Raw genomic sequence first — 7,312 nt, 5'->3', positions numbered from 1 at the left:
GCATCTAGCATCTAGCATCTAGCATCTAGCATCTAGCATCTAGCATCTAGCATCTAGCATCTAGCATCTAGCAAGCATAAAAAAACGCACAACCGAAGTCATGCGTTTAATATCGTAATTAACTGTACCCAGTGCTCTTTATAAGCCGTTAGTGTTTAAGAAGTATGCCTAATGCATAACCTCTTCTTTCGCACCAACATAGATGAAATCCAGTTCGTCTTTTTTCAGAGATACTTTAACCGTACCGCCGTCAACCAAACTTCCGAACAGCAACTCATTAGCAAGAGGCTTTTTAAGCTTCTCTTGAATCACACGTCCCATCGGACGAGCGCCCATGGTCTTGTCATAGCCTCTTTCAGCTAACCAATGACGAGCATCCTCAGAAACCTCTAAAGATACACCACGAGCGTCCAGTTGGACCTGAAGCTCAACAATAAACTTATCAACAACTTGACTGATCACACTTGGATCAAGGCTGTTGAACCAGATGATATTATCAAGACGGTTACGGAACTCAGGAGTAAATACCTTCTTGATTTCACTCATTGCGTCTGGCGCATGATCTTGTTGGATCAAACCGATCGATTTCTTCTCGGTTTCTGCAACACCAGCGTTGGTCGTCATCACTAGGATCACATTGCGGAAATCTGCTTTGCGACCGTTGTTGTCGGTTAGCGTACCGTTGTCCATCACCTGTAATAACAAGTTAAAGATATCTGGGTGTGCCTTCTCGATCTCATCAAGTAGCACAACAGAGTGTGGGTTCTTGATAACAGCATCGGTTAGCAGACCACCTTGATCATAACCAACATAACCAGGAGGCGCACCGATCAAGCGGCTTACCGAGTGACGCTCACCGTACTCAGACATATCAAAGCGCAGAAGCTCAATACCCATCAATTTAGACAGTTGAACAGTCACCTCTGTTTTACCGACACCAGTAGGGCCAGCAAACAAGAATGAACCAACAGGTTTATTGTCTGCTCCCAACCCTGCACGAGTTAGCTTGATCGCTTCGCTCAATACATCGATCGCTGGGTCTTGTCCGAATACCAACATTTTCATGCGGTCATCCAGTTTCTGTAACGTATCTTTGTCTGAAGATGATACTGACTTCTCAGGAATACGCGCCATTTTCGCGACCATTGACTCAATATCAGCCACGCTTACCGTTTTCTTACGACGGCTTGCTGGTGCCAAACGACTACGAGCGCCGGCTTCATCAATCACGTCAATAGCCTTATCTGGAAGGTGACGTTCATTAATGTATTTAGCTGACAGCTCCACAGCGGCACGCAACGCTTTGTTGGTGTAACGCACTTCGTGGTGAGCTTCGTATTTTGGCTTCAAACCGATAAGAATCTTAGTTGTGTCATCTAACGATGGTTCAATAATATCAATTTTCTGGAAGCGACGAGCTAAAGCACGCTCCTTCTCAAAAATACTGCTGTACTCTTGGTAAGTGGTTGAGCCAATACAACGTAATTTACCGCTGCTTAATAGCGGTTTAATTAGGTTTGCCGCATCCACCTGACCACCCGATGCTGCACCCGCACCAATAATGGTATGGATCTCATCGATGAACAGGATAGCGTCTTCTTCTTTCTCGAGTTGCTTCAGAATCGCTTTAAAGCGCTTCTCAAAGTCACCACGATATTTCGTTCCCGCAAGCAATGAACCAATATCCAAAGAGTAAATCACGCTGCTCTGAATGATTTCAGGGACTTGGCCTTCAACGATGCGCCATGCAAGACCTTCAGCGATAGCAGTTTTACCCACACCCGCCTCTCCCACTAATAGAGGGTTGTTCTTACGACGACGACACAGAACTTGAACGGTACGTTCTAGCTCTTTGTCACGACCGATTAGTGGGTCAATGTTACCTTGCTTCGCTACTTCGTTAAGGTTGGTCGCAAAATTTTCTAGACGATCTTCTGAATTAGCTTCTTCGGCATTCTCTGCACCACCAAATGAATCAGGAGATGAACCGCTATCGCCTTCATTGCTGCCTTTGGTAATACCGTGTGAAATAAAATTCACTATGTCTAAGCGGCTGATGTCGTTTTTCTTAAGAAGATACGCCGCGTGAGATTCTTGCTCACTAAAAATAGCCACAAGTACATTTGCACCAGTTACTTCGCTGCGACCTGAAGATTGAACATGAAAAACAGCGCGCTGAAGTACTCGTTGAAAGCTCAGCGTGGGCTGGGTTTCACGAGTCTCGTCGCTTTCAGGGATGAGTGGGGTCGTTTGATCGATAAAAATATCGAGCTCATTGCGAAGAGCATCGAGATCAGCCTGACAAGCTTGGAGCGCTTCCTTGGCCGCATCATTTTCTAATAATGCTAGTAGGAGGTGTTCGACAGTCATGAATTCATGTCGCTTGTCTCGCGCACGAGAAAATGCGCCATTTAAACTCGTCTCTAATTCTTTATTTAGCATAAGTACCTCCTAAGGGAACAACAGTGTTGTTCGAGCAATTTACACTTGCTCCATTGTACATAGTAGCGGATGCTCATTTTCCTTTGAGTACATCGTTACCTGCGCTACCTTTGTTTCGGCTATTTCAGCACTGTATGTGCCACAAATAGCTTTACCTTCATAATGAACCTTGAGCATCACTTCCGTTGCTTTTTCGATATCTAGTGAGAAAAATCGCTCTAGGATCTCGATTACAAAGTCCATAGGCGTGTAGTCATCGTTATGTAATACAACGTTATACATTGCCGGTGGCTTTACTTTCGTTCTCTCTTTCTCCAGTAAATCTGAGCCTGGAGATGCCCATTCAAAGTTTCTGCTCATATTAGCTTTGCTAAGGGTTATTTTTCGGAAGTCGTGAATGTTTAGTTAACTCAAATTTACCACATTCACGCATTACGGTGTACTAAGAAACTGCACCAAGAAACAGTACCAAAAAATATTCCTCTATACTGAGCCTAATCCACCATTTCCATCGCTGCAAATAAAAGATCTCGATTAACAGGATTAACATATGTGATTGATTAAAAAGACACCACAACTATTGATGGTGACGATAAGATCGTCGTTAAGTTACTATTTAGTTAATAGTATGTCGTCAATCTCGAATGTGATTTGTTATTAAAATTGATCATTTTTATACCAATTTGCTATTGACTGTACTCAATCATTAGCTACATTGGAGCTAAAAGGTTTTTCTGATACAACTTCGTAACACGATTCTAAACCTAGTAATAAGCGTTAAAAATTTATAATAAGGAATAATTACGCAGGGTAGCGTTAATTTCCGTAAGCAATGTATGAGATTCAAGCTATCAGCTGAAATTGTTTAGTTGATAGGAATAATATCAATCGAGCTTACATTGATTTGATATAACAACGTTAGTAACAAAATGCATGAGGGATGTATAGCATGGCTACAGGTACAGTAAAATGGTTTAACAATGCCAAAGGGTTTGGCTTTATTTGTCCAGAAGGTGAAGATGGCGATATTTTCGCGCACTACTCCACAATACAAATGGAAGGTTATCGAACCTTAAAGGCAGGTCAACAGGTCGATTATGAAGTAGAAAGTGGACCTAAAGGCTCCCATGCTAGCTCCGTTGTTCCTGTAGAAGGCAGCGCCGTAAAATAGGCGATTGCCAAACATGTAGACCTCTATCAGTCTTAATAAACGACTGTCAGGTAAGCAGAACATTGAAACCGCTCATTTGATACCTGTAATACAGGCTTAAATGGGCGGTTTTTCGATCTGAGAGCTAAAAGCTATTCACAGTACAATTTGTCCGAGAGATCCCTTTAGCTAGGCCTATAAAGCATTGTGAATAAAAAAGACGCTTTAACGTTATCGTTAAAGCGTCTTTCGTTTTGACTTTATCTGTGACTTAACTGCCAGACCAAGCAACTCGTTAGTAAATCATGTTCATGACTTACTAACGATGAGTCCAATCACTATGCGTCAATAAATGCGTTTAGCGTTGAGCTTGGACGCATTAGCGATGAAACCAATGTATCATCAAGTAGGTAATAACCACCTAAGTCGCCAGCTGGACCTTGAGCGTTATTCAGCTCAGCAACAATAGCTTCTTCACTTTCAGCCAATTGAGTTGCAACACCTGCGAACTCAGCAGCAAGGTCAGCATCAACCGTTTGCTCAGCCAGAGCTTTCGCCCAGTATGCTGCAAGGTAGTAGTGGCTACCACGGTTATCAAGCTCACCCACTCGACGTGAAGGAGACTTGTTGTTATCTAGGAATTCACCCGTCGCTTTATCAAGCGCGTCAGCGAGAACTTGTGCCTTAGCATTCCCCGTTACTACGCTTAGGTGCTCTAGAGATGCCGCTAGTGCCAAGAACTCACCAAGAGAATCCCAACGCAGGTGGTTTTCTTTCTCTACTTGTTGAACGTGCTTAGGAGCAGAGCCGCCAGCACCTGTTTCAAACAGGCCGCCACCGTTCATAAGTGGAACAATCGATAGCATTTTGGCTGACGTACCAAGCTCTAGAATCGGGAACAAATCTGTTAGGTAATCACGTAATACGTTACCTGTAACCGAAATAGTATCTAGACCTTCTTTGATACGAACCAGTGAGTACTGAGTAGCTTCTAAAGGAGCAAGGATCTTAATTTCAAGACCATCGGTATCATATTCAGGAAGGTAAGCGTCAACTTTCTTAATAAGCTGAGCATCATGCGCACGAGACGCGTCTAGCCAGAATACTGCAGGAACACCCGAAGCACGAGCACGAGTTACCGCTAGCTTAACCCAGTCTTGAATTGGTGCATCTTTAACCTGACACATACGGAAGATATCGCCTTCCTCTACGTCTTGCTCAAGAAGTACTGCACCTGAAGCGTCAACAACTTGAACCAGACCAGCAGCTTCAAGGATGAAAGTCTTATCGTGAGAACCGTACTCTTCCGCTTTTTGAGCCATCAGGCCAACGTTTGGTACGCTACCCATCGTTGTAGGGTCGAAAGCGCCGTTCTCTTTACAGAAATCAATGACAGCTTGGTAGATGCTTGCGTAGCTGCGATCAGGGATCATAGCTTTCGTGTCTTTTTGCTTGCCTTCTGGATCCCACATTTGACCAGAAGAGCGCAGCATTGCAGGCATAGATGCATCAACAATGATATCGCTTGGTACGTGTAGGTTGGTAATACCGCGGTCTGAATCTACCATCGCTAGTGGTGGTTGAGTCTCGTATACCGCTTGTAGGTCAGCTTCGATCGCTTCTTTCTGATCTTGAGGAAGCGCAGCAATTTTTGCGTAGACATCGCCGATGCCGTTGTTTACATCAACACCAAGCTCTTCAAACAGTTGACCGTGCTTAGCAAATACGTCTTTGTAGTAAACCTTAACCGCATGACCAAAGATCACTGGGTCAGATACTTTCATCATCGTCGCTTTCATGTGAAGAGAAAGCAGTACACCTTGCTCTTTAGCCGATGCGATTTCTTTTTCGAAGAACGCAACCAAAGCGGCCTTGTTCATCACTGACGCATCAATGATCTCTTTATCTTGCAGGGCAAAAGCAGGCTTCAGTGTTTTCTTCGCGCCATCTTTGCCAACGAATTCAATACTAACTTCTGTTGTACCTTCAATTGTTACTGACTTTTCGCTGCCGAAGAAGTCTTTGTCGTCCATACTTGAAACGTGCGACTTAGAATCTGCAGACCATGCACCCATTGAGTGTGGATTTTTCTTCGCGTAATTCTTGACAGAAAGTGGAGCACGACGATCCGAGTTACCTTCACGTAACACAGGGTTTACAGCACTGCCTTTGATTTTATCGTAAGTCGCTTTAACGGCTTTCTCTTCATCAGTGTTTGCTTCTTCTGGGTAATTAGGAAGTGCGTAACCTTTTGACTGAAGCTCTTTGATTGTTGCTTGAAGTTGAGGAACAGATGCAGAGATGTTTGGAAGCTTGATGATGTTCGCTTCAGGTGTCTTAGCTAACTCACCTAATTCTGCTAATGCATCACCAATACGTTGCTCTTCGTTCAGGTAGTCAGGGAAGTTGGCAATAATGCGCCCTGCAAGTGAAATGTCGCGAGTATCAACGTTAATACCAGAAGAAGCCGTAAAAGATTGAATGATAGGCAGCAGAGAGTAAGTTGCTAGCGCCGGAGCTTCGTCAGTAATGGTATAGATGATCGTTGGTTTTTCAGTAGGCATGAAATTTCCCTATAGTTCTTACAAGCTCACTTAAAGCAGTGAGAGTGTTATAAATTGACCAGTAAGCCACTCTGAGAGTGAAAACTGCTTACTCGATAGTCGTACTCTATCTTATTTTTCATGCAATCTTGATGACAGCATGAGCCAAATCCGTGAGTGCATTGTTTTAATAAAAGAGCCAGTTATAATAAAACACGAAGGTATAATTAAACAAATCAGGCTTAAGAGTCCATCAACTTGTTCTATTTTGTGTCTTTTAGGCGCGCAAATGATAGCTCAATTCCGTTTCTATGAAAACTTTTCGGCACACTTCGTTTACATTTTTGCAAGGTAGTTAACATGTCTACTCGCTCACGCAGCGCATCTCGTTCAGACAAACCGGCTCGTTCTGGTACCACATTAAAACAAAGCGGTAATAGACAGAATCAACACAGTGGCAAAAATGACACTGGCAGTTCACACAAAAAACCGCACTCCAGCAAACACCGATATAAAGGCAAACCTACCAATGCAAAGCCTAAGGTAGCACCCGAAGATCGCAAAGTAATTCTGTTCAATAAGCCTTTCGATACTCTCAGCCAGTTCACTGATGGCGAAGGTAGAAAAACGCTAGCGGATTTTATTCCCGTAAAAGATGTTTATGCTGCTGGTCGCTTAGACCGCGATAGTGAAGGTTTATTGGTCTTGACCAATGATGGCATCTTTCAAGCCAAGTTGACTCAGCCGAACTCAAAATCGACCAAGACTTACTGGGTACAGGTCGAAGGCGCACCTTCTGAGAAAGATTTAGATAAATTGAGAAAAGGAGTTGAACTAAAAGATGGCATGACATTGCCTGCAGAAGTAGAAGTGATGCAAGAACCTCAGGTTTGGGAAAGAACTCCTCCTGTGCGCTTCAGAGCGGCGATACCAACAACATGGTTAGCGATTACCATCATCGAAGGACGTAACCGTCAGGTAAGACGAATGACGGCAAACATAGGCTTCCCTACCCTGCGTCTAATCCGCTACTCAATGGGCAACATGAACGTGGGTCAGCTTCAGCCAGGTGAATGGAAAGAGATTTAGCTCTTACTGATACAGAAAAAGTATCGATACAGAAAAAGTACTAATATAGCAAAAGCGAGACTCTTATTAGTCTCGCTTTTTTTGTAGA

5 protein-coding genes are annotated in these 7,312 nt (G+C 43.5%); 2 read left to right on the top strand and 3 right to left on the bottom strand.

Annotated features, from left to right (window positions below):
• Nucleotides 1-168: 168 nt before the first annotated feature.
• On the bottom strand, nucleotides 169-2,442 hold the full coding sequence (clpA, locus tag ACED42_RS14410) for an ATP-dependent Clp protease ATP-binding subunit ClpA (protein ID WP_371703035.1): 2,274 nt from the start codon (nucleotides 2,440-2,442) through the stop codon (nucleotides 169-171).
• A gap of 39 nt (nucleotides 2,443-2,481) precedes the next feature.
• Nucleotides 2,482-2,802 (bottom strand): ATP-dependent Clp protease adapter ClpS, encoded by a 321-nt coding sequence (clpS, locus tag ACED42_RS14405; protein WP_009846337.1) that lies wholly within the window; start codon nucleotides 2,800-2,802, stop codon nucleotides 2,482-2,484.
• 589 nt (nucleotides 2,803-3,391) lie between these two features.
• Here clpS and cspD point away from each other — a divergent pair.
• On the top strand, nucleotides 3,392-3,613 hold the full coding sequence (gene cspD / locus ACED42_RS14400; RefSeq protein ID WP_009846336.1) for a cold shock domain-containing protein CspD: 222 nt from the start codon (nucleotides 3,392-3,394) through the stop codon (nucleotides 3,611-3,613).
• 317 nt (nucleotides 3,614-3,930) lie between these two features.
• Here the strand turns inward: cspD and ACED42_RS14395 are convergent, their stop codons facing one another.
• Complete coding sequence (locus ACED42_RS14395; RefSeq protein WP_371703033.1) at nucleotides 3,931-6,156, bottom strand: NADP-dependent isocitrate dehydrogenase; 2,226 nt, start codon at nucleotides 6,154-6,156, stop codon at nucleotides 3,931-3,933.
• A 339-nt stretch (nucleotides 6,157-6,495) separates the two neighbouring features.
• Here ACED42_RS14395 and ACED42_RS14390 point away from each other — a divergent pair, with 339 nt between their 5' ends.
• Complete coding sequence (locus ACED42_RS14390; protein WP_102248921.1) at nucleotides 6,496-7,224, top strand: pseudouridine synthase; 729 nt, start codon at nucleotides 6,496-6,498, stop codon at nucleotides 7,222-7,224.
• Nucleotides 7,225-7,312: the final 88 nt, after the last annotated feature.

Source organism: Vibrio sp. FF145 (assembly GCF_041439075.1).
Classification (GTDB): domain Bacteria; phylum Pseudomonadota; class Gammaproteobacteria; order Enterobacterales; family Vibrionaceae; genus Vibrio; species Vibrio tasmaniensis_A.
This window is presented reverse-complemented; position numbering and strand designations above follow the sequence as displayed.